Genomic DNA, 19,337 nt, shown 5'->3' with positions numbered 1-19,337 from the left:
CGACGTCCTTTCTCAAAAGTGATGGCAGCAAAGCGGCAATTGTACTGCAAGGCCGCAGCGGCAAACGACCTCGCGGCGGGCAGGCTCCTGCCCCCGCCGGCAGAAACATCCGTTGCCGCCGGCCCCGCTTGATTGGTATATATTATATAAGATAGACGACTTGCTGTGAAGTAGGGCTCCCGAACAACAGCCCCGCGCTCGCAGCGCCGGCGACCGCAGACGGTGGTCGGCGCCCGCTCTCAAGTCAGATCGGTGACGCTACGAAACAGGCCATGCCCTGACTCCAGATACTTGCGCTCGAAGGGCGTCATCGGCTGCTCCGGGACGAAGGACTGGCAAACCGCCGCCCGGCCGGTAAGCTGCTGCACCGCCAGACAGTGCTCGGCGATATAGATCGGCCAGTTACTGCGGCACTCGAGCACGCCGCCGAGAGCAAGCAGCGCGGGAAAGACCGGGTGCCCATGCCAGCGGCGGCGCAGATGGCCGATCTTCGGCCAGGGGTTGGGATAAAGCAGGTAATGCCGATCGAGCCGCAGGCCAGCGTCGGCCAGCAAGCGCCAGTAGTCGACCAGATCGGCGCGAACCAGATCGAGGTTGGCTGGCCAGGCACGCCGTTCGCCTCCCTGCTCTCGCCGCGTTTGCGTGCTCTGCTGGCCGCGCTGCAGGCGTAAGGCCGACTGGTCGACGCCGATCACGTAGTGCGTCGGGAACGCTCTGGCGAGTGCAATGCTGCTCTCGCCGACGCCGCAGCAGGCGTCAAGGATCAGGGGGGCGCCCGGCGCGAGGCGCTGGTAGCGCTCGAAACTTGCGGCAAAGGCGACGCGATTGTAGTCGGCATAGGGCTTGCGGAAAGGCGCGCTCGCGTGTCGTGCGAGAACCATCGCCAACTGCTCGTGGATGCCACTCTGGGCGCTGCTCGGGACGCGGGAGTTGCCTTGCATCTTCTGGCGCGGCTAGCCCGGCGGCCGCTGCACCGGGATACCATGCAGCTCGAGCACGCGGCTGATTTCTTCCACGCCAGCCAGTGCCCTGACCGCCATGAACAGAGCCTCGGCTTCGACAAAGTTGCGCCGCAAGGAGCCCAGCCAGAGCTTGAGCCGTCCCGGCGCATGCCGGGCCACGACCTTGGCACAGACCTGCTGCCAGTATGACGCCAGCAGCGGCTGCAAGCGGCGCCAGTCGTCGGAGCGATCGGCGGCGACCGCCTCGCCGGCCGCCTGCGCACGAATACGCCGCGCGAGAAAAGGATCGGCAACTGCGCCGCGACCGATCATCACGTCGTCGCTGCCGCTCACCGCGCAGCAGCGCAGGTGATCGGCAACCGTCCATACCTCGCCGTTGGCGATCACCGGTTGTGGCACCACCGCGCGGATGCGCTCGATCCATTCCCAATGCGCCGGCGGTCGATAGCCGTCGGCGCGGGTGCGCGCATGCACCACCAGCGCGACGATACCGCCGGCTGCCAGCGCCCGCGCGCAGTCGAGAGTTCGCGCCGTATCGCGCACGCCGAGCCGCATCTTGGCGGTGAATGGAATTTCCGGAGGCACCACGCGGCGCACCGCCGCGACAATGCGCAAGAGCTGTTCGGGGTCGGCAAGCAGCATCGCGCCGCCGCCGTGGCGATTGACCGTTGGTGCCGGACAACCGAAGTTGAGATCGATCCCCGCCGGGGCAAGCTCGACGAGCTGCGCCGCATTCTCGGCCAGGCACCCGGGATCGCTGCCGAGAAGCTGCACCACCAACGGCGTTCCGGCACGCGTTCGGCTGCCGTTGTCAAGCTCGGGACAAAGCCGCCGAAAGGCACGCGGCGGCAGCAAATTGCCGGAGACCCGGACGAACTCGCTGACCGCCAGGTCATAACCACCGACGCGCGTCAGCACGTCGCGCAGGACGTCGTCGACCAGGCCTTCCATCGGTGCCAGCAGCAGTCTTCCCATCGCCCATTCTCCATCCCGCTTCGAGCTTGAAGGGGGCATTCCAAGCGACCGGGTGCCCTCCAGGGAGCAGCATCCTGGCGGCGGGCGAAGCCTTCGCGCCGCGCACGCGGCGTCGGCAGGCGGCCTTCGTTCTCGGAAAAGACAGAGGCCGGACACGCCGGCCTCTTTTCCGTTGCTCGCGGTGCTCAGTAGTTCTTCTTGCTCTTCTTCTTGGGAGGCTGTGCCGCTTCGGCCCCCTGAACACCCAGGTTGCCGCCGGTTCCAAGGCCACCCTGGACCTCTTGCGCCTTGTAGCTGCGCACCGCGCGTACCAGATTATTGTACGAGTCCGTAAAGGCGGCGACGATCACCTTGCCCTGCGCGGTGTTCGCGTAACCGCCGGCCGCCCCCCCCATGCCGCGGCCAAAAAGACTGCCGACGGCGCCGAAGTCCATGTTACTCGCGCTGCCTTCCGCCGCCGCCAGCTGCACACCGGAGCGGTTGTCCACCAGCGTCAGCAGCGTGCTCGCCTCCTTGACGTTCACACTGCCGGCAATCGCACCGATCACGCCGAGCGCGCCGCTCATGCCACCAAGAGCGCCACCCGCACCGCCCGCATTGCTGTTGCTGAAGGTAATCGATGGACTCATCGAATAGTCGGCCGAAACCATCTGCCCCTTCTGGAACTTGGAGCCCTTGCGCAGTTCCCCGGAGTCTTCCAGAGCGCGCTCCTGCATCATGTTGTTCATCGCCCGGCCGCGTTCGACGACGACAAAACAGTTCGATTGCTGGACCATCAGCTTGAGCACCGGCGTGGTCGATCCCAGGCCCCACTGGCCGGTCAGGATGCCGTACCACGGCGCCTGCGTATCCTCGACCACGGCAAGCGTGCCGAGCGAGCGATCGCACCTTTCGAGCTGGCTGTTGGCATTCTGGGCGTTCGCCCCGCCGGCCGACCCGGTGGCCGTGGTCTTCGCGTCTTGCGACCCCATCTGCATATTCGAGCAAGCGGCCAGAAGTGCAGTTGCAGCGGAAGCGACGACCAGGCGTGCCGTGCTACGAGAACTCGTTAGAGCCATGAATCTTCTCCCTTCTCAATTGGCAATTGGCTGAATGCGGCGTGGCATCCCGCCGACAGCGGCGCCCTCCACACCGGCCGCCACTATAACAGCATGGATACGACTTGCGCAGCCGGCCCGCCACTGCTCCGCGAGTGCCACGGGCTCGGCGGCTGCCGGACGGGCGACGCCAAAGTCACCACAGGCTATCGTTTCCCCCCGCAGACATCATTCACGCGGCAGGTCCGGTCTGGCACTGGGGGCCGCACTGGCGAGCGCGAACTTCTGGCCGCGCGCTATCGCCGCGCAATCGGGATCGCTGCCGCCAGGCTGCGCGCGCTCAGCAGCGAGAACCGGCCGGGCACTGGGCCAGGGTACTGGCCAACGGGGTCACCGGCCGCCCTTCCTGCACCCAGGCGCGCATCCCGTCCTTGACGTTGTACACCCGCTGGTAGCCCGCCTGCTGCGAGAGAAGCTGGCTTGCTGCCCGCGTGCGGTTGCCGCTACGGCAAATGACTATCACCGGCTGGTCGGGTTTGGCTACGCCCTGCACCTTTGCCAGCCAGGCCGGCGCATCTACGCGGCCCTGCTCATCAACGTAGGTAATCAATTTGCTGCCCGCGACGACGCCACTTTGCTGCCATTCGCCAGCAGTACGGATGTCGATCACCGGCACCCCTGCAGCCATGAGGCGCGCCAGCTCGGCGTTGTCGATGTCGAACACTTCAGCGTGGGCGGAACACGCGAGCAGCAAGGAAGAAAACGCGAAAGCCATCATCCGGATCATGATCAGAACTCCTGTAACCTCGTTCCGGGCATCTTACAGTGATCACCCGGCAAAGGGGGCAAGGCAGCCGCGTCGCGGCACGAGCTTCCGATGACATCACACTGAAAAATAACCCTTTTCAGGCCCCCACCGGCGCGCTAGTATGAACGTTCTTTTTTGGGGCCGGCAACCGCGACCCCGGACTGCTGCCGAAGAAAGGAGTCGCTCGTCTTGAAACCGACCGATATCAGCGTCCCCGACTATTTCCACAAAGTCGTCGATTGCCAGTGGGCATGCCCGGCCCACACCCCTGTTCCCGAATACATTCGCCTGATCGCTGCCGGTCGCTACAGCGAGGCCTACATGGTCAACTGGGTATCGAACGTCTTTCCGGGAATCCTCGGGCGAACCTGTGACCGCCCCTGCGAACCCGCGTGCCGCCGCGGCCGCGTCGAGGACGAAACACCGGACGGCCACGGCGAGCGCAAGGCGCCGGTCGCGATCTGCCGTCTGAAGCGCGTCGCCGCCGACTACAAGGAGGATATCCGCCACCTCCTGCCGCCGCCAGCGGCGCAGAAGAACGGCCGGCGCATCGCCTGCGTCGGCGCCGGGCCGGCGTCACTGACGGTGGCGCGTGACCTGGCGCCGCTCGGCTACGAGGTGGTGATCTACGACGGCGACGCTCTCGCCGGCGGCATGATGCGCACGCAGATCCCGAAGTTCCGCCTGCCTGAAGAAGTCATCGACGAGGAAACCGGTTACGTCCTCGACCTCGGCGTCGAGCTGCGCGGCGGCCAGTACGTCAGTTCGCTGAAGGACCTGCTCGGAGAAGGCTACGACGCGATTTTCGTCGGTTCCGGCGCGCCCCGTGGCCACGACCTCGACATCCCCGGACGCAAGGAAGCAGCGAAGTCTATCCACCTGGGTATCGACTGGCTGGCCAGTGTCGCTTTCGGGCACACCACTTCGATCGGCAAGCGGGTGATCGTCCTCGGCGGCGGCAACACTGCGATGGACTGCTGCCGCTCGTCGCGCCGGCTTGGCGGCGAGGACGTCAAGGTCATCGTCCGCTCCGGCTTCGAGCAGATGAAGGCCAGTCCGTGGGAAAAGGAGGACGCGATGCACGAAGGCATCCCGATCCTCAACAACCTGGTCCCCAAGGCCTTCACGCACATCGGCGGACGGCTCACCGGCGCCACCTTCGAGAAGGTGCGTGTGGAATTCGACGACAAGGGCCGCCGCAGCCTGGTACCGACCGGCGAACCCGACGCTCATTTCGATTGTGACGAGGTGCTGGTCGCCGTTGGCCAGGACAATTCCTTCCCGTGGATCGAGCGCGACATCGGCATCGAATTCGACAAGTGGGGCCTACCCAAGGTCAATGAGGAGACCATGCAATCGACAGTGCCCAACGTCTTCTTCGGCGGTGACGCTGCCTTCGGGCCGAAAAACATCATCTGGGCGGTTGCCCACGGCCACCAGGCGGCGGTCTCCATCGACCGCATGCTCAACGGCGAGGACCTTGCCGAGCGGCCCGCACCGCAGACTTCACTGGTCTCGCAGAAGATGGGCATCCATCAGTGGATGTACGACAACGCCATCTCGGCCGATCGGCGCCTGCGCGTGCCGCTGCGCGACCTGAGCGCCGCGTTGAAGAACATCAAGATCGAAGTCGAGCTGGGCTTCGATCCGCAGCTGGCTTTCCAGGAAGCGCAGCGCTGCCTGAACTGCGACGTGCAGACGGTCTTTGCACCCAAGCTGTGCATCGAATGCGACGCGTGCATGGACATCTGCCCCATGGACAGCATCTCCTTCACCCTCAACGGTGACGAGGAAGACCTGCGCCAGCGGCTGAGCGCGCCAGCACTGGATGCCAGCCAGGATCTCTATGTGTCGGATGCGCTGAAGACCGGGCGGGTGATGGTCAAGGACGAGGATGTCTGCCTGCACTGCGGACTCTGTGCCGAACGCTGTCCGACCGGCGCCTGGGACATGCAGAAATTCCTCTTCGCAAGCACCTACGCCGGACCCGGTTGCCGCAATACAGGCTCTCCCCCGCCTTTGCCCGAGCCCCCGGGCACACCTTCACCCGAGAAAAAGCCAAGGGCAAGGCAAAAGCCAGTGCCGGCTCCCGACCAGCAAACCGCCTGAGGAACGAAAATGCAGAAGATCGAAGCGGTCAATGATTTCGTCATCAAGTTTGCCAACATCAATGGCTCGGGATCGGCGTCGGCGAACGAACTTGTCGCGCGTGCCATCCTGCGCATGGGAGTGCCGGTTTCGCCGCGCAACATTTTCCCGTCGAACATCCAGGGGCTGCCGACCTGGTTCGAAGTACGGGTCACCGAGCGCGGCTACCTCGGCCGGCGCGGTGGCGTCGATATGATGGTGGCCATGAACCCGCAGACCTGGGACCAGGATGTCCGCGAGATCGAGATGGGCGGCTACCTGTTCTACGACAGTTCGCGGCCGCTGCCCCGCTCGCGGTCGCGCGACGACATCCACGTCATCGGCATGCCGCTCACCGAACTGTGCAACAACACGTACAGCGACCCGCGCCAGCGACAGCTGTTCAGGAACATCCTCTACGTCGGCGCCCTGGCGCACCTGCTGGACATCGAGACGGGCGAAATCGAGAAACTTTTCGGGCAGCAGTTCAAGGGCAAGGAGAAGCTGCTCGATTCCAACATCCAGGCGCTCAACGTCGGCCGCGACTACGCGCGCGAACACCTCAAGCCAATCGGGCTCAAGGTCGAACGCCGCGACAAGGTCGGCGACCACATCTTCGTCGATGGCAACACTGCCGCGGCGCTGGGCTGTGTCTATGGCGGCGCGACGGTCTGCGCCTGGTACCCGATCACCCCGTCATCGTCGGTCGCCGAAGCCTTCATTCGCTTCACGCAGAAGTTGCGCGCCGACCCGCAGACCGGAAAGCAGCGCTGCGCAGTGGTGCAGGCCGAGGACGAACTGGCGTCGATCGGCATGGTCGTCGGCGCCGGCTGGAACGGCGCACGTGCCTTTACCGCGACTTCAGGACCGGGCATCTCGCTGATGTCCGAGTTCATCGGCCTTGCCTACTTCGCCGAGATCCCGGCCGTACTGATCAATGTGCAGCGTGGCGGACCCTCGACCGGGATGCCGACGCGCACCCAGCAATCCGACATCCTTGCCTGTGCCTACGCCTCGCACGGCGACACCCGGCACGTGCTGCTTTTTCCGGAAGATCCCTACGAGTGCTTCGAGATGTCGGCGCAGGCGCTCGACCTCGCCGAGCGCCTGCAGACACCGGTCTTCGTCATGAGCGACCTGGACATCGGCATGAACCAGCGGCTGTGCCGCCCGTTCGCCTGGGACGACAGCGTCGAATACGACCGCGGCAAGGTTATGACCCGCGAGGCACTCGACGCCGGCAGCGAATTCGGCCGCTACCTGGACGTCGACGGCGACGGCATCACCTACCGCACGTATCCGGGAACGCACCCGACCAAAGGCGGCTATTTCACGCGCGGAACGACCAAGAACGCTTACGCCGGCTACTCCGAAGCGGGCCCGGACTACGTCGACAACATGCAGCGCCTGCTGCGCAAGTTCGAAACCGCCAAGTCGCTGGTGCCGCTGCCGGTGCTCACCGCCGCCAGGTACCCGGCACGCTTCGCCGTCCTCTTCTACGGCTCGACCAGTCCGGCGATGCACGAAGCGCTCGACGCGCTGGCTGAACACGGCATCTATCTCAATGCCCTGCGCATACGCGCTTTCCCGTTCCAGAACGAGATCGTCGACTTCGTCGCGGCGCACAGCAAGGTCTTCGTTTTCGAGCAGAACCTGGACGGACAGCTGACCACCCTGCTGATCAACGAGGCCGGGGTACGTCCGGCGAGCCTGGTGACGGTCGTTCATTACGACGGAACACCGATCACCGCGCGCTTCATTACGCAGGAAATCGCCGACCGCGTCGCACGCCTGAACGTGCATTCCTTCAAAGAAGACAGAGTGGCCTGACATGACCTACCTCGCCAAACCCAGACTTCACCATCCCACCCTGGCCAAGAACCGCGTCGGTTACACGCGCCGCGACTACGAAGGCAAGATATCGACCCTCTGTGCCGGTTGCGGCCACGACTCGATCTCGGCGGCGATCATCCAGGCCTGCTGGGAACTCGATATCGAGCCGCACCGCGTCGCCAAGCTCTCGGGAATCGGCTGCTCATCGAAAACACCGGACTACTTTCTCGGCAATTCGCATGGCTTCAACACCGTGCACGGACGCATGCCGTCGGTGCTCACCGGCGCCAACCTGGCCAACCGCGAACTGATCTACCTCGGCGTTTCCGGGGACGGCGACTCGGCGTCGATCGGCCTGGGCCAGTTCGCGCACGTCCTTCGCCGCGGCGTCAACATGACCTACATCGTCGAGAACAACGGCGTCTACGGGCTGACCAAGGGCCAGTTCTCGGCGACCGCCGACAAGGGCTCGAAGTCCAAGCGCGGCCAGGCCAACAACGACACGCCGATCGACCTCGCCAGCCTGGCGCTGGTGATGGGCGCAACCTTCATCGGGCGCAGCTTCTCAGGCGACAAGGCGCAACTGGTGCCGCTGATCCGGGCAGCGATCGCCCATCCCGGCGCGGCGGTGATCGACGTCGTCTCTCCCTGCGTCGCCTTCAACAACCACTCCGGCAGCACCAAGAGTTACGACTACGTGCGTGAGCACAACGAAGCGGTCAACCGCCTCGATTTCTTCCCGCAGCGCGACGAGATCACCACCGAGTACGGCGAAGGCGAGGTCATCGATGTCCGCCAGCACGACGGCTCGATCCTGCGCCTGCGCAAGCTGCATGCCGAGTACGACCCGGGTGACCGGGTACGCGCGATGGCCTACGTGCAGGAGCACGCCGCGCGCGGCGAAGTGGTCACCGGGCTGCTCTACGTCGACCACGACGCCTGCGATCTGCACGAGCAGATGAACAGCGTTGAGCAGCCCCTGAACACACTCAGCGCCACCGAACTGTGCCCCGGCTCGGCCGTGCTCGAGAAGATCAACGCCTCGCTACGCTAAGTGCTGCATGCTCGCCGGCGGCCTGTCGTGCCGATCGACTGGGCACCGCTGTCGCCATTCCCAGCGGCTATAATCGCGGCTTGTTCATCTCGCTGGCGCACCCGTGTCCGACCGTCTTGCCGTACTGGCCCAATACCTCCTGCCCAAGCAGGCCCTCACCACCCTCGCCGGCAGCTTCGCCGGCGCGCAGGCGGGCGAGCTTACCACCCAGGTCATCCGCTGGTTTGTCAAGCGTTACCGCGTCGACCTGAGCGAGGCCGCCGATGCCGACCCCAGCAGCTACAAGAGCTTCAACGATTTCTTTACGCGTGCTCTGCGTGCCGATGCGCGGCCGCTCGCCAAGGCCGACTTTCTCTGTCCGGTCGACGGCGCGATCAGCCAGTTTGGGCGCATCGAAGGCGAGCAGATTTTTCAGGCCAAGGGCCACCACTACTCGACGACGGCGCTGGTCGGCGGCGATGCCAAACTGGCAGCCGGCTTCACCGATGGCGCTTTTGCGACGCTCTACCTCAGCCCACGCGACTATCACCGCATCCACATGCCGGTCGGCGGGCGACTGACGCGAATGATCCACGTCCCCGGCGAACTGTTCTCGGTCAATCCGGCGACCGCCCGCGGCGTACCCGGCCTGTTCGCGCGCAACGAACGCGTGGTCTGCGTTTTCGAAAGCGACTTCGGCAGCTTCGTTCTGGTCCTCGTCGGCGCCACCATTGTCGGCAGCATGGCCACCGTCTGGCATGGTCGGGTCAACCCACCGCGCAGCGGGAAGATCCGCGAATGGTCTTACGCGGGGCAGCAGATCGTGCTCGGCAAAGGAGAGGAAATGGGACGCTTCCTGCTCGGCTCAACGGTGGTCATGCTCTTCCCCAAAGACCTGCTTTGCTTCAATCCGGCCTGGGCGCCGGCCGGCGCCGTGCGCCTGGGCGAGAGCATGGGCTGCAGCGCGGAGCCGTGCTGAGTCGCCGATGAAGCTGCTCTCGGCATTCTCGGCGCTCGCCGTGCTCGCTCTCGCCAGTGCAGCCCCCGATGGCCTGGCGGACGCCTTGCCCGCCGGCAACTGCGCGGATCCGCAAGCGGCGACCGATCTCTCGCAGTGCGATTTTTCGCGTCAGAAACTGGTCGGCAGGAACCTGCGCGGTGCACGCCTGGCGGGCGCGCGAATGGAAAGCACGGACTTTCGCCAGGCCGATCTGCGCGACACCGATTTTCGCGGCAGCAACGCCAAGTGGGCCAACTTCACTGCTGCCAACCTGGCGGCGGCCGACTTTCGCGAGGCGGACCTTTTTCACGCCACTTTCGACGACGCCAACTTGAGCAACGGCAATCTGCAGCGCGCCAATCTGTTCGGCGCCAACCTGATCAACGCCAAGGCCCCGGGTGCCGATTTCTCGGGGGCGTATCTCAAGGACGTCCTGATGGAAGGGATCGACCTCAGCGGCGGCTCGATCCGCAACTGCAACGCCTTGCGTGGTGTCTTTTCGGATGCGCGACTGGTCGGCACCGACCTCTCCGGCGCCGACCTGACCGGCGCCGCCATGGACAATGCCGATCTCACCAACAGCACGCTCAAGGGCACCCGCCTCGCCGGCGCAACCTTGCGCCATGCGCTGTTCAGAGGTGCCAATCTGGACTCTGCCGACTTCAGCAACGCCGACCTCTGGGACGCCAATTTCCAGCAGGCGACGAACCTCGATGATTCCGTACGCGCGGCACTGGCCGAGCCTTTCGTGGTCAGGGGACGCTGAATGCTGAATGGCCTCCAGACGGCCGTTTCCCGCTTGCCCGATGCAGGCAAGCGGCCGCGTGCAGCGATTGGGGAAAAGGCGGCCTTCGTTCGTGTTTTTTTCCGTACGGCGGACGGGTAAACGTGACCAAGGCGCCGCCGCTCTGTGTATCCTAGACGCCGTTTGACTTGCCTGGCTTTTTTCACCACGCAGCCACGACCATCGGCCACGGTTGACGGGAGGACGAGATGATTTTCGGAAGCCGGGAGAAAGTCGGCAGCCTTGACGCGCGCCGAGGCGAGCTCGAGAAGCAGAATGAAGCGCTGCGCGGGCAAACGGCGTCGGCGCAGAACGCGCGCGCCGGGTGTCTGCAGGCTTCCGAGGCCACGGAGAAGCGTGGTCAGGAAAGGCAGCGGCTATTCCTGGCGCTCAACGCGGCCATCGAGGCCACCCGCGCGGGTGAAGCCGGTCGCGGGTTCGCCGTCGTTGCCGACGAAGTGCGCAAGCTCGCCGACCGGACAAGGCACGTCGAAGACTTCGCCTCGCATACTGGCTGCCGTCTGGGCCAATGGTATTATGCGGGCGACGGAAAACGCCACTGCACTCGACTTGACGGTTACCGGGCAATCGAAACCCGGCACCTGGACGTTCACCGGCATGGCCTGGCAGCCGTCGAGGCCCGTCGTACCGGCGACTTCGCGCGCGGAGTGGACGCCATCGAACAAATGGAAACCGCCAACATGGCTGTGCTTCTGGGCCTCGAGCGACTGGCCCAGGACGGCGAAGCGAACCCCGATACCCTTTTCCCGAAACACTGACCCGGCAGCATTTGCCGTCTTTTCATGTCTGCACGCAATACCCTCACCGCAGCCCGCCACATCGTGGTCGAGGGCCCCATCGGCGCCGGCAAGACCAGTCTTGCGCGACGCCTCGGTGCGCATATCGACGCACAACTGCTGCTCGAGCAACCCGAGCTGAACCCCTTCCTGAGCCGCTTTTACCAGGACCAGCAGCGCTTTGCCCTGCAAACGCAGCTCTTCTTCCTGTTCCAGCGCCTCGACAAGCTGCGCGATCTGGCTCAACCCGATTTCTTCACGCGCCCAGTGGTTGCGGACTACCTGCTCGAGAAAGATCCGCTGTTTGCACTGCTGACACTCAATGAAGACGACTACGGGCTGTACCGCAAGATCTACGAACATCTGTCACCCACGGCGACGCCACCCGATCTGGTGATCTACCTGCAGGCCAAGCCGGAAACGCTGATCGCCCGCGTGCGCAAGCGCGGTGTGGACATGGAGCGGCGGATCAGTGACTCGTATCTGACCGTCCTCGCGGAAAGCTATATGCGTTTTTTCCACAATTACGATGCGGCGCCGGTGATGGTCGTGAACTCGGAAAACATCAACTTCGTCGACTCAGACGACGACTTTCAACTACTCGTCAAGCGCATCGAGTTGATGCGTGGACACCGCGAGTATTTCAACCGGGGAGAGTAAACCCATGTCCACCCATGTCGCGGCGCGCAGGCGCACGCACGTCGACCTCGCCAGAATGCGTGCCAGTGGCGAGAAAATCGCCATGCTCACGTGTTACGACGCGAGCTTCGCGCAGCTCTGCGACGCCGCCGACGTAGATGTGCTGCTGATCGGCGACTCGCTCGGTATGGTGCTGCAAGGCCGTGATTCGACGCTGGCGGTGACGCTGGCCGACGTCGCCTACCACACGGCCTGTGTCGTGCGCGGCAGCCACCGTCCGATGATCATCGCCGACATGCCCTTCGGCAGCTTCCAGGAAAGCCCGCAGCGGGCGCTGCGCAACGCCGTCACTCTGGTTGCCAGTGGCGCACAGATGGTCAAGATTGAAGGCGGCGTCGAGATGGCCGAAACGACGCGCTTCCTGAGCAGCAGAGGTATTCCGGTCTGCGGCCACGTCGGGCTCACCCCGCAGTCGGTACACCAGATCGGCGGCTATCGCGTCCAGGGCAGAGACAATTCCGGAGCCGTCCGGCTGCTGGCCGACGCGCTCGCCCAGCAGGAGGCCGGGGCAACGCTGATCGTTCTCGAAGCCATCCCCGAGGCGCTGGCGGCTGAAGTCACTTCCAGCCTTGCCATCCCGACCATCGGCATCGGTGCCAGCCGGGAATGCTCGGGGCAGGTGCTGGTCCTGCACGACATGCTCGACATCTCGACCGGCAAGAAGGCACGCTTCGTCAGGAACTTCATGGCTGGCGAGACGTCCATCGCCGCGGCCATCGCCGCCTACGTTGCCGCGGTCAAGAACGGCAGCTTTCCGGGGCCCGAGCACTGCTACTGACGGTACGCGTGGCAGCGCGGCGGCTGGCAACAGTCGCCGCACGCGGCAGTGACAGAAAAACGCGCGCCAGGCGAGGCGTTCCTGGCGAGTTTCACACGAGGTCCACCGAGCATATGCAGATTCACTCCCCGATCCCCGAGCTGCGTCTGGCGCTGATGAAGCGTGGCCGGGTCGTTTTTGTTCCGACCATGGGCAACCTGCACGCCGGCCACATCGCGTTGATGACCGCGGCACGCGCACACGGAGACACCGTCGTCGCCAGCATTTTCGTCAACCGCCTGCAGTTCGGACCCAGTGACGACTTCGACCTTTATCCGCGCACCTTGAAGGAGGATTGCGAGCAGCTCGCCGCGGCCGGCGTCGACGTCCTTTTTGCACCCACCGAGGGCGATCTCTACCCCGAGCCACAGCAATACCACGTCGAGCCACCAGCCAGCCAGAATCAGCTCGACGGCGAGTTCCGCCCCGGCCATTTCCGAGGTGTGGCGACCGTCGTTCTTAAGTTGTTCAACATCGTTCAGCCGCAAGCGGCGCTGTTCGGAAAAAAGGACTACCAGCAATTGATGGTGCTGCGCAACATGACGCGCCAGCTGGCCTTGCCGATCGAGATCATCGGTGGCGAGACCGTTCGTGCCGCCGACGGTCTGGCGCTCTCCTCGCGTAACGGCTACCTGTCCGCCGCCGAGCGGGCCGAAGCGCCACGTTTGCAGCGCCTCCTGCAGCACGTCAGCGCGGCCATACGTGCCGGCGAAACCGATTTCGCCCGGCTCGAACGCGAAACCTCCGGCGAACTTGACCGGCATGGCTGGAAAACAGACTACGTCGCCGTGCGTCGGCAGGCGGACCTGCAGCTTCCCGATACTGGTGGGAAGCAAGCGCTGGTGGTCCTCGCAGCCAGCCGGCTGGGCCCTGCGCGACTGATCGACAATCTTGAAATCGATGCCCCAGACGGCCGTTGACAGGCAGCGATTAGCCGCTACAATGCCCTTCCCCCTTTAACTCAAAACCCGGTGATTCCATGCAGAGGACAATGCTGAAGTCGAAGCTGCACCGCGTCAGCACCACACACGCCGAGCTCCACTATGAAGGTTCTTGCGCCATTGACGAAGACCTTCTGGATGCGGCGAATATCCGTGAGTACGAACAGATCGACATCTGGAACGTCAACAACGGCGAGCGGTTCACGACCTACAGCCTGCGTGCCGAGCGCGGCTCTGGTGTCATCTCGGTGAATGGGTCCGCCGCACGCCGTGCCGCGCCGGGCGATATCCTGATCATCGCCAGCTTCGCGGTGTACAACGAAGTCGAGCTGGCCAAATACGCGCCGAAACTGATTTACGTGGACACCCAGAACCGCATCGTCCGCACCGCCGGCACGATTCCGACGCAGGCAGCTGCCTGAGCTGAGCGGCGTCTCATCTGCTGCAGGGTAAAAAAAAAGCCGCGACCGAGTCGCGGCTTTTTTGCGTTCAGGCGCTCGTCGGGAGCGCATTGTTGACCGTTCGCGCCCCTGCACAGCATCGTCAAGGCACGCACGGCCTGGCGGGCGGCCTCGCGCCGCCCGGTCATCCCGCTGTTTCCGGCGCAGCCTTGGGCTTGCGCGGCCGACGTGGCCGCGGCGCCGGCTTCTTGACCGGCGCCAGCTCTGCCGGATCGCTGTTGGCCGGGGCTGCGGCCGTTTCCACAACGACCACAGTCGACTCCGACTCCAACGCCGGCTCGGGAGAAGGTTGAGCACCTGGTTCAGCAGACGCGGCAACGCTGGCAACCGTTCTTGCAGCAGCCCGGCGGCGCCCCGTAGCACGTGGTTTTGCGGCCGGCTGGCGACCCTCACTGTCCCCATGGGGACTCCCGGCTGCGCTGGCCACGTCGACCGGTGGTAGCGACGCCGAGGCGTCTGGCGACAAAGAAGTTTCGGGCGCTGGCGACGATTGCCGCGCGTCTGCGGCTTCCACCGACGCCGACACCTGTGGCGCTGCGAGCAGCACCGGCGCGTCGACGGAGTCGGCGCTGGCAGCAGCGTCTTCCCGACCCTGACGGTCAGCACTTTCCACACCGTCATCCGTGGCAGCCGCGTCGTCCTTGCCCGCCTTCTGCTCGCGGCCTCGCTTGACGCCTTTCTCGCCACCCTTTCGGCGGCCCTGTCCCTTGCGCCGCCCAGCCGCCTGCTCGCCCTGTTCATCGACGATCGTTGCACCGTCAGCGGGCACTGCGGGCAACGCCGGCGGCAAGCCCTCGACGCCGATCTCGGCGGGTGCTTCAGCGGCAGCGTCACCGCCGTTGCTGCGATAGACGTAAGTGCCCGACTTTTCGTCACGACCAATGACCAGCAGCCCGCGCTTCTGCGCTTCTTCGAGCAGGTTGCCAAAAACCCGGAAACCGTAGTACGACTCGTTGAAATCGGGCTTGCGCCGCTTGATTGCCTCCTTGAGCATCGACGCCCAGATCTTGCCGCTGTCACCACGCTCGCCGATCAAGGCATCGAAGGTCGCCACGGCCAGTTCGACGGCCTTGCTGCGGCGCGCCTCGAGTTCCGCCCTGCGTTGCGCATCCTCCTCCGGCGAGCGCCGGACCACCGGCTGGGCTTCCTTCGAGTCCCGCCGCGCCGAGCGCTGAATCTCGCGCACCAGATCGTCGTAGAAAATGAACTCGTCGCAATTGGCGATCAGGAGATCCGAAGTCGACTGCTTGACGCCAACACCAATTACATACTTGGCGTTCTCGCGCAGCTTGGAAACCAGCGGCGAAAAATCCGAGTCGCCGCTGATTATCACAAAGGTGTCGACGTGCGATTTGGTATAACAGAGGTCGAGGGCATCGACGACCAGCCGAATATCGGCTGAATTCTTGCCCGATTGACGCAGGTGAGGAATCTCGATCAGTTCGAAGTTCGCCTCGTGCATCGCGGCCTTGAATCCCTTGTATCTCTCCCAGTCGCAATACGCTTTCTTGACGACGATACTGCCCTTGAGCAACAGGCGTTCGAGGACCGGCTTGATATCGAACTTGTCGTAGTTTGCATCGCGAACACCGAGGGCGACGTTCTCGAAGTCACAATAAAGCGCCATGATGGCGGTTTCGGGCGCGACGGCCATGATTTTGTTTCTCCAGTGATTGCGGCGCCACGCCTAAGCGTGGCGGCTTGATGGTCTGATCTGAAAGCGCGAGGAAGTCGAGAGGCCCTGACCACAACACACGCGGCCAGCAGGGAGTGATCGACCGACTGTCAGGAAATGATCCGGGGCGCGACTTTCAGACTGCAGGTTCAAGAGACTCGGGATCCAGAGCCCATTCGCGATGGTAAACAATTGCCTGCAGGAAGCAAGGAAAGTCTTTCTCAGGCGCCGCTGATGGCGGCATCGGCCCTGAAGTCGTACCATTGCCGCTCGAACTCGCGCAGCCCGGCGCGCGAACCGGGATGGCGCCGTCGCTAACGCCCACCCGCTGCGACTAAACCCGGCACTATCGATGGCGACAACCGATCTCCCGCGAAAAAGGAACACCATGCGTCAGCTGCTGCTTATTGTTGCCCTTGCCACGCTCGCCGTCAGCGGCTGCGCGAGCAAGCCCGCTGTGCAGATCGGCAAGCCGGTCAAGCTGGCCCTGGCGCTTGGCGGCGGTGCGGCGCGCGGCTTTGCCCACGTCGGCGTGATCAAGGCCCTGGAAAGCCAGGGTATTGTGCCGGATATCGTCGTCGGCACCAGCGCCGGCGCCGTGGTCGGCGCGCTCTACGCTGCCGGCAATGGCGGTTTCGAACTGCAGAAGCTCGCACACCGCCTCGACGAAACGAAAATCAGCGACTGGTCACTGCCCGACCGCGGCGTTCTGAAGGGAGATTCCTTGCAGCAGTTCATCAATGACGCCGTCGGCCAGCGTCCGCTGGAGGCCCTGAACAAGCCTTTCGGGGCAGTCGCCACCGACCTGCGCAACGGCGACAACGTCGTCTTTCGCACCGGCAACACGGGCATGGCGGTACGTGCTTCGGCGACCGTCCCCGGAATCTTCCAGCCGGTACGCATCAACGGCAGGGAATACGTCGATGGCGGTCTGAGCAGCCTGATTCCGGTGCGAGCGGCGCGCGAAATGGGCGCCGACGTGGTCATCGCCGTCGACATTTCGGCGCGCCCCGGTGACCAGCCGGTACGCAGCACCTTCGACATTCTCATGCAGACTTTCACCATCATGGGCCAGAGCCTCGCCCGCTACGAGCTCCGGGAGGCCGACGTGGTAATTCGTCCACAAGTCGGCGCCGTCGGCTCGACCGAGTTTCAGGCGCGCCACGACGCCATCCTCGAAGGCGAAAAAGCGGCGCAGGCGGCACTGCCGAAGATTCGCGAAGCGCTGAAGAAAGCGGGCCGGAGCTGAGCCTCTCGACGACCCGCCCAGCCCTAACCTTCGAGCGCCTCCCAGCGTTCGAGCAAGTGCAGCAGCTGATCGTCGATTTCGCTCAGCCGCGCGGCCAGCCGCTGCGCTTCGTCGGGCTGCTCCCGGTAGAGGTCAGCGTCGGCCAGACGCTCGCCGACTGCCTTCTGCTCGTTTTCCAGCGCGCTGATCCGCTGCGGCAATTCCTTCAGCTCGCGCGCTTCCTTCCACGACAGCTTGCCGCCGCCCGGTTTTTCTTGAGCAGCCGCCTTGGCGTTGGCTACGGTCTCGGCCGCGCGCGCGTCGCTGCGCTTGCCGCTGCTCGCCGCCAGCGCCTCGTCACGCAACCACGCCGCCTGATAGTCGGCCCAGTCCTGATAGCCACCGGCGTACTCGCGCCAGACACCGTCGCCTTCCGAGGCGATGGTCTGGGTCACCACGTTGTCGATGAACGCCCGGTCGTGGCTGACCAGAAACAGCGTGCCGCTGTACTCCTGCAGCAACTCCTCGAGGAGTTCCAGCGTCTCGATGTCGAGGTCGTTGGTCGGCTCGTCGAGCACCAGAACGTTCGCCGGCCGCGCAAAAAGCCGCGCCAGCAGCAGGCGGTTGCGTTCGCCACCGGACAGCGAACTGACCAGCGAACGCGCGCGCTGTGGCGCAAAGAGGAAATCGCCGAGGTAGCTGATCACGTGCTTCCTCTGGTTGCCGATCTCGACGAAGTCCGAGCCCGGCGAGATCACGTCGATCAGGGTTGCCTCGTCGTCGAGCGCACTGCGGAACTGGTCGAAATAGGCCACCTCCACCTTCGTCCCCAGGTACACCTTGCCCTGGTCGGGTGCCAGCTCGCCGAGAATCATGCGCAACAGCGTCGTCTTTCCGGCGCCGTTCGGGCCGATGACGCCGATCTTGTCGCCACGCTGCAGGCGACAGGAGAAATCGCGCACCACCGCCTTGTCGCCGTAGCTCTTGCTGACGTGCTCGAGCGCCGCCACCAGCTTGCCGCTCTTCACCCCTGCATCGAGCGCCAACTCGACCTTGCCCTGACGCTCGCGTCTCGCCGCCCGGTCACGACGCAGCTGTTCCAGTCGCAGGACACGTCCCTCGTTGCGCGTGCGCCGCGCCTTGATGCCCTGGCGAATCCAGACTTCCTCCTGGGCCAGGAATTTGTCCGAGCGGGCATTATTCACCGCCTCGTCGTGCAGCATTGCTTCCTTGCGCAACTGGTACTCGCTGAAGCTGCCCGGACAGGAAAGCAGACGGCCACGGTCGAGTTCGACGATACGCGTCGCCACGCGCTCGAGAAAGCGGCGATCGTGAGTGATGAAGGCCAGCGTCACGCCCGACGAGACGAGCATTTCCTCCAGCCACTCGATGGCGCCGATGTCCAGGTGGTTGGTCGGCTCGTCGAGCAGCAACAGCTCAGGCGAAACGGCGAGCGCCTGGGCCAGCGCCAGGCGCTTCTTCTGGCCGCCGGAAAGTGTTCCCACCAGCGCGTCGGCGTCGAGCGAAAAGCGCTGGATGACGCGCTCGGCCTGCGCCTCGAACGACCAGGCATCGCGTGATTCGAGCTCCGTCTGCAGGACCTGCATGCGCTCAAGCAGATCTTCGTGATCGGCATCGGCCTCGCCCAGTGCGTGCGATACCGCGTGGTACTCGGCGAGCAGCGCCGACAGATCACCCATGCCGGCAACCACCGCCTCGAAAACCGTCAACGCTGCATCGAACGGTGGTTCCTGCGGAACGTAACCGACACGCAGACCCGACTGCCGCCACACCGTCCCGTCGTCAAGCGCGCCGGTGCCCGCCAGCGCGCAGAGCAGCGAGGACTTGCCGGTGCCGTTGCGACCGATCAGCGCAACCCGTTCGCCAGGGTCGAGCTGGAATTCGGCGTGATCGAGAAGCGGCACGTGGCCGAAGGCAAGCGAGGCGTCGGAGAGGATCAGGTACGGCATGAGGGCGGATAGGTTTCCTGTGGGGGGGCTGCGCAGCAAAAAAACGCGCGCTGGCCGGAGCCGAGAACTCAGGGACCATCGGAAGCGCACGGCAAGAGCGCGCGATTTTACTCCGATGCGTGCCCGGGCAGGTCCGAATCGGGCCGCGGCGGCGCACACGGGTCGCGCACCATGAAGCGCCGGGGCTCGC

The 19,337-nt window shown here is 64.7% G+C and carries 16 protein-coding genes and 3 pseudogenes; 13 read left to right on the top strand and 6 right to left on the bottom strand.

Features of this window, described 5'->3' with window-relative positions; genetic code table 11:
- Positions 1-239: 239 nt before the first annotated feature.
- The 3 genes from QZ634_RS03925 to QZ634_RS03915 form a co-directional block, all read right to left on the bottom strand.
- Positions 240-941, bottom strand: coding sequence for an SAM-dependent methyltransferase (locus QZ634_RS03925; RefSeq protein WP_291985752.1), 702 nt, complete (start codon positions 939-941; stop codon positions 240-242).
- 12 nt (positions 942-953) lie between these two features.
- On the bottom strand, positions 954-1,937 hold the full coding sequence (locus tag QZ634_RS03920; protein WP_291985750.1) for a tRNA-dihydrouridine synthase: 984 nt from the start codon (positions 1,935-1,937) through the stop codon (positions 954-956).
- Between the two features lie 185 nt (positions 1,938-2,122).
- Positions 2,123-2,908 (bottom strand): CsgG/HfaB family protein, encoded by a 786-nt coding sequence (locus tag QZ634_RS03915; protein WP_291985748.1) that lies wholly within the window; start codon positions 2,906-2,908, stop codon positions 2,123-2,125.
- 180 nt (positions 2,909-3,088) lie between these two features.
- Between QZ634_RS03915 and QZ634_RS21495 the strand changes: the two genes are divergently transcribed.
- The gene (locus QZ634_RS21495) at positions 3,089-3,409 is read left to right on the top strand and encodes a macro domain-containing protein (RefSeq protein ID WP_366145355.1); all 321 of its coding nucleotides are present in this window, start codon (positions 3,089-3,091) and stop codon (positions 3,407-3,409) included.
- Here QZ634_RS21495 and QZ634_RS03905 read toward each other — a convergent pair.
- A complete protein-coding gene (locus tag QZ634_RS03905; protein WP_291985746.1) occupies positions 3,315-3,761 on the bottom strand; it encodes a rhodanese-like domain-containing protein in 447 nt (148 codons plus the stop codon). The genes QZ634_RS21495 and QZ634_RS03905 overlap by 95 nt on opposite strands.
- 210 nt (positions 3,762-3,971) lie before the next feature.
- Here QZ634_RS03905 and QZ634_RS03900 point away from each other — a divergent pair.
- The 11 genes and pseudogenes from QZ634_RS03900 to panD form a co-directional block, all read left to right on the top strand.
- Positions 3,972-5,768 (top strand): annotated as a pseudogene (locus QZ634_RS03900) (FAD-dependent oxidoreductase); the annotation flags it as partial.
- Positions 5,769-5,900: 132 nt separating this feature from the next.
- Positions 5,901-7,739 (top strand): 2-oxoacid:acceptor oxidoreductase subunit alpha, encoded by a 1,839-nt coding sequence (locus tag QZ634_RS03895; RefSeq protein ID WP_291985742.1) that lies wholly within the window; start codon positions 5,901-5,903, stop codon positions 7,737-7,739.
- A 1-nt stretch (position 7,740) separates the two neighbouring features.
- Positions 7,741-8,796, top strand: a complete 1,056-nt coding sequence (locus tag QZ634_RS03890) for a 2-oxoacid:ferredoxin oxidoreductase subunit beta (RefSeq protein WP_291985741.1) — start codon at positions 7,741-7,743, stop codon at positions 8,794-8,796.
- Positions 8,797-8,899: 103 nt separating this feature from the next.
- Positions 8,900-9,754 carry an archaetidylserine decarboxylase gene (gene asd, locus QZ634_RS03885; RefSeq protein WP_291985739.1) on the top strand — a complete coding sequence of 285 codons (855 nt, stop codon included), beginning with the start codon at positions 8,900-8,902 and terminating at the stop codon, positions 9,752-9,754.
- A gap of 7 nt (positions 9,755-9,761) precedes the next feature.
- Positions 9,762-10,541: a pentapeptide repeat-containing protein gene (locus tag QZ634_RS03880; RefSeq protein ID WP_291985737.1), complete on the top strand. Its 780-nt coding sequence runs from the start codon at positions 9,762-9,764 to the stop codon at positions 10,539-10,541.
- 401 nt (positions 10,542-10,942) lie between these two features.
- Positions 10,943-11,047, top strand: a pseudogene (locus tag QZ634_RS03875) (methyl-accepting chemotaxis protein); the annotation flags it as partial.
- Between the two features lie 9 nt (positions 11,048-11,056).
- Positions 11,057-11,338: pseudogene (locus tag QZ634_RS03870) on the top strand (CZB domain-containing protein); the annotation flags it as partial.
- Positions 11,339-11,362: 24 nt separating this feature from the next.
- Entirely contained in the window at positions 11,363-12,016 is a 654-nt protein-coding gene (locus tag QZ634_RS03865) for a deoxynucleoside kinase (protein WP_291985734.1), read from the top strand.
- 4 nt (positions 12,017-12,020) lie between these two features.
- Positions 12,021-12,833: a 3-methyl-2-oxobutanoate hydroxymethyltransferase gene (panB, locus tag QZ634_RS03860; protein ID WP_291985732.1), complete on the top strand. Its 813-nt coding sequence runs from the start codon at positions 12,021-12,023 to the stop codon at positions 12,831-12,833.
- Positions 12,834-12,946: 113 nt separating this feature from the next.
- The gene (gene panC / locus QZ634_RS03855; protein ID WP_291985730.1) at positions 12,947-13,792 is read left to right on the top strand and encodes a pantoate--beta-alanine ligase; all 846 of its coding nucleotides are present in this window, start codon (positions 12,947-12,949) and stop codon (positions 13,790-13,792) included.
- Positions 13,793-13,851: 59 nt separating this feature from the next.
- Positions 13,852-14,235 carry an aspartate 1-decarboxylase gene (gene panD, locus QZ634_RS03850; RefSeq protein ID WP_042331459.1) on the top strand — a complete coding sequence of 128 codons (384 nt, stop codon included), beginning with the start codon at positions 13,852-13,854 and terminating at the stop codon, positions 14,233-14,235.
- A 163-nt stretch (positions 14,236-14,398) separates the two neighbouring features.
- On the opposite strand, the gene QZ634_RS03845 is transcribed toward panD, so the two are convergent.
- Positions 14,399-15,928 carry an NYN domain-containing protein gene (locus tag QZ634_RS03845; protein WP_291985727.1) on the bottom strand — a complete coding sequence of 510 codons (1,530 nt, stop codon included), beginning with the start codon at positions 15,926-15,928 and terminating at the stop codon, positions 14,399-14,401.
- A 409-nt stretch (positions 15,929-16,337) separates the two neighbouring features.
- Between QZ634_RS03845 and QZ634_RS03840 the strand changes: the two genes are divergently transcribed.
- The gene (locus QZ634_RS03840) at positions 16,338-17,198 is read left to right on the top strand and encodes a patatin-like phospholipase family protein (RefSeq protein ID WP_291985725.1); all 861 of its coding nucleotides are present in this window, start codon (positions 16,338-16,340) and stop codon (positions 17,196-17,198) included.
- A gap of 23 nt (positions 17,199-17,221) precedes the next feature.
- Here QZ634_RS03840 and QZ634_RS03835 read toward each other — a convergent pair whose 3' ends face one another.
- The gene (locus QZ634_RS03835; RefSeq protein ID WP_291985722.1) at positions 17,222-19,147 is read right to left on the bottom strand and encodes an ATP-binding cassette domain-containing protein; all 1,926 of its coding nucleotides are present in this window, start codon (positions 19,145-19,147) and stop codon (positions 17,222-17,224) included.
- Positions 19,148-19,337: the final 190 nt, after the last annotated feature.

This window comes from Candidatus Accumulibacter sp. ACC007, from assembly GCF_907163205.1.
In the GTDB taxonomy this organism is placed as follows: Bacteria; Pseudomonadota; Gammaproteobacteria; order Burkholderiales; family Rhodocyclaceae; genus Accumulibacter; species Accumulibacter regalis.
Note: the sequence above shows the minus strand (reverse complement) of the source record. Positions and strands in the feature narration are given on the sequence as shown.

Bases quoted from the DNA above. Each gene is read 5' to 3' on its own strand.
- QZ634_RS03925 (WP_291985752.1), bottom strand. From the start codon at position 941: ATGCAAGGCAACTCCCGCGTCCCGAGCAGCGCCCAGAGTGGCATCCAC.
- QZ634_RS03920 (WP_291985750.1), bottom strand. From the start codon at position 1,937: ATGGGAAGACTGCTGCTGGCACCGATGGAAGGCCTGGTCGACGACGTC.
- QZ634_RS03915 (WP_291985748.1), bottom strand. From the start codon at position 2,908: ATGGGGTCGCAAGACGCGAAGACCACGGCCACCGGGTCGGCCGGCGGG.
- QZ634_RS21495 (WP_366145355.1), top strand. From the start codon at position 3,089: ATGGATACGACTTGCGCAGCCGGCCCGCCACTGCTCCGCGAGTGCCAC.
- QZ634_RS03905 (WP_291985746.1), bottom strand. From the start codon at position 3,761: ATGATCCGGATGATGGCTTTCGCGTTTTCTTCCTTGCTGCTCGCGTGT.
- QZ634_RS03895 (WP_291985742.1), top strand. From the start codon at position 5,901: ATGCAGAAGATCGAAGCGGTCAATGATTTCGTCATCAAGTTTGCCAAC.
- QZ634_RS03890 (WP_291985741.1), top strand. From the start codon at position 7,741: ATGACCTACCTCGCCAAACCCAGACTTCACCATCCCACCCTGGCCAAG.
- QZ634_RS03880 (WP_291985737.1), top strand. From the start codon at position 9,762: ATGAAGCTGCTCTCGGCATTCTCGGCGCTCGCCGTGCTCGCTCTCGCC.
- QZ634_RS03865 (WP_291985734.1), top strand. From the start codon at position 11,363: ATGTCTGCACGCAATACCCTCACCGCAGCCCGCCACATCGTGGTCGAG.
- panB (WP_291985732.1), top strand. From the start codon at position 12,021: ATGTCCACCCATGTCGCGGCGCGCAGGCGCACGCACGTCGACCTCGCC.
- panC (WP_291985730.1), top strand. From the start codon at position 12,947: ATGCAGATTCACTCCCCGATCCCCGAGCTGCGTCTGGCGCTGATGAAG.
- panD (WP_042331459.1), top strand. From the start codon at position 13,852: ATGCAGAGGACAATGCTGAAGTCGAAGCTGCACCGCGTCAGCACCACA.
- QZ634_RS03845 (WP_291985727.1), bottom strand. From the start codon at position 15,928: ATGGCCGTCGCGCCCGAAACCGCCATCATGGCGCTTTATTGTGACTTC.
- QZ634_RS03840 (WP_291985725.1), top strand. From the start codon at position 16,338: ATGCGTCAGCTGCTGCTTATTGTTGCCCTTGCCACGCTCGCCGTCAGC.
- QZ634_RS03835 (WP_291985722.1), bottom strand. From the start codon at position 19,147: ATGCCGTACCTGATCCTCTCCGACGCCTCGCTTGCCTTCGGCCACGTG.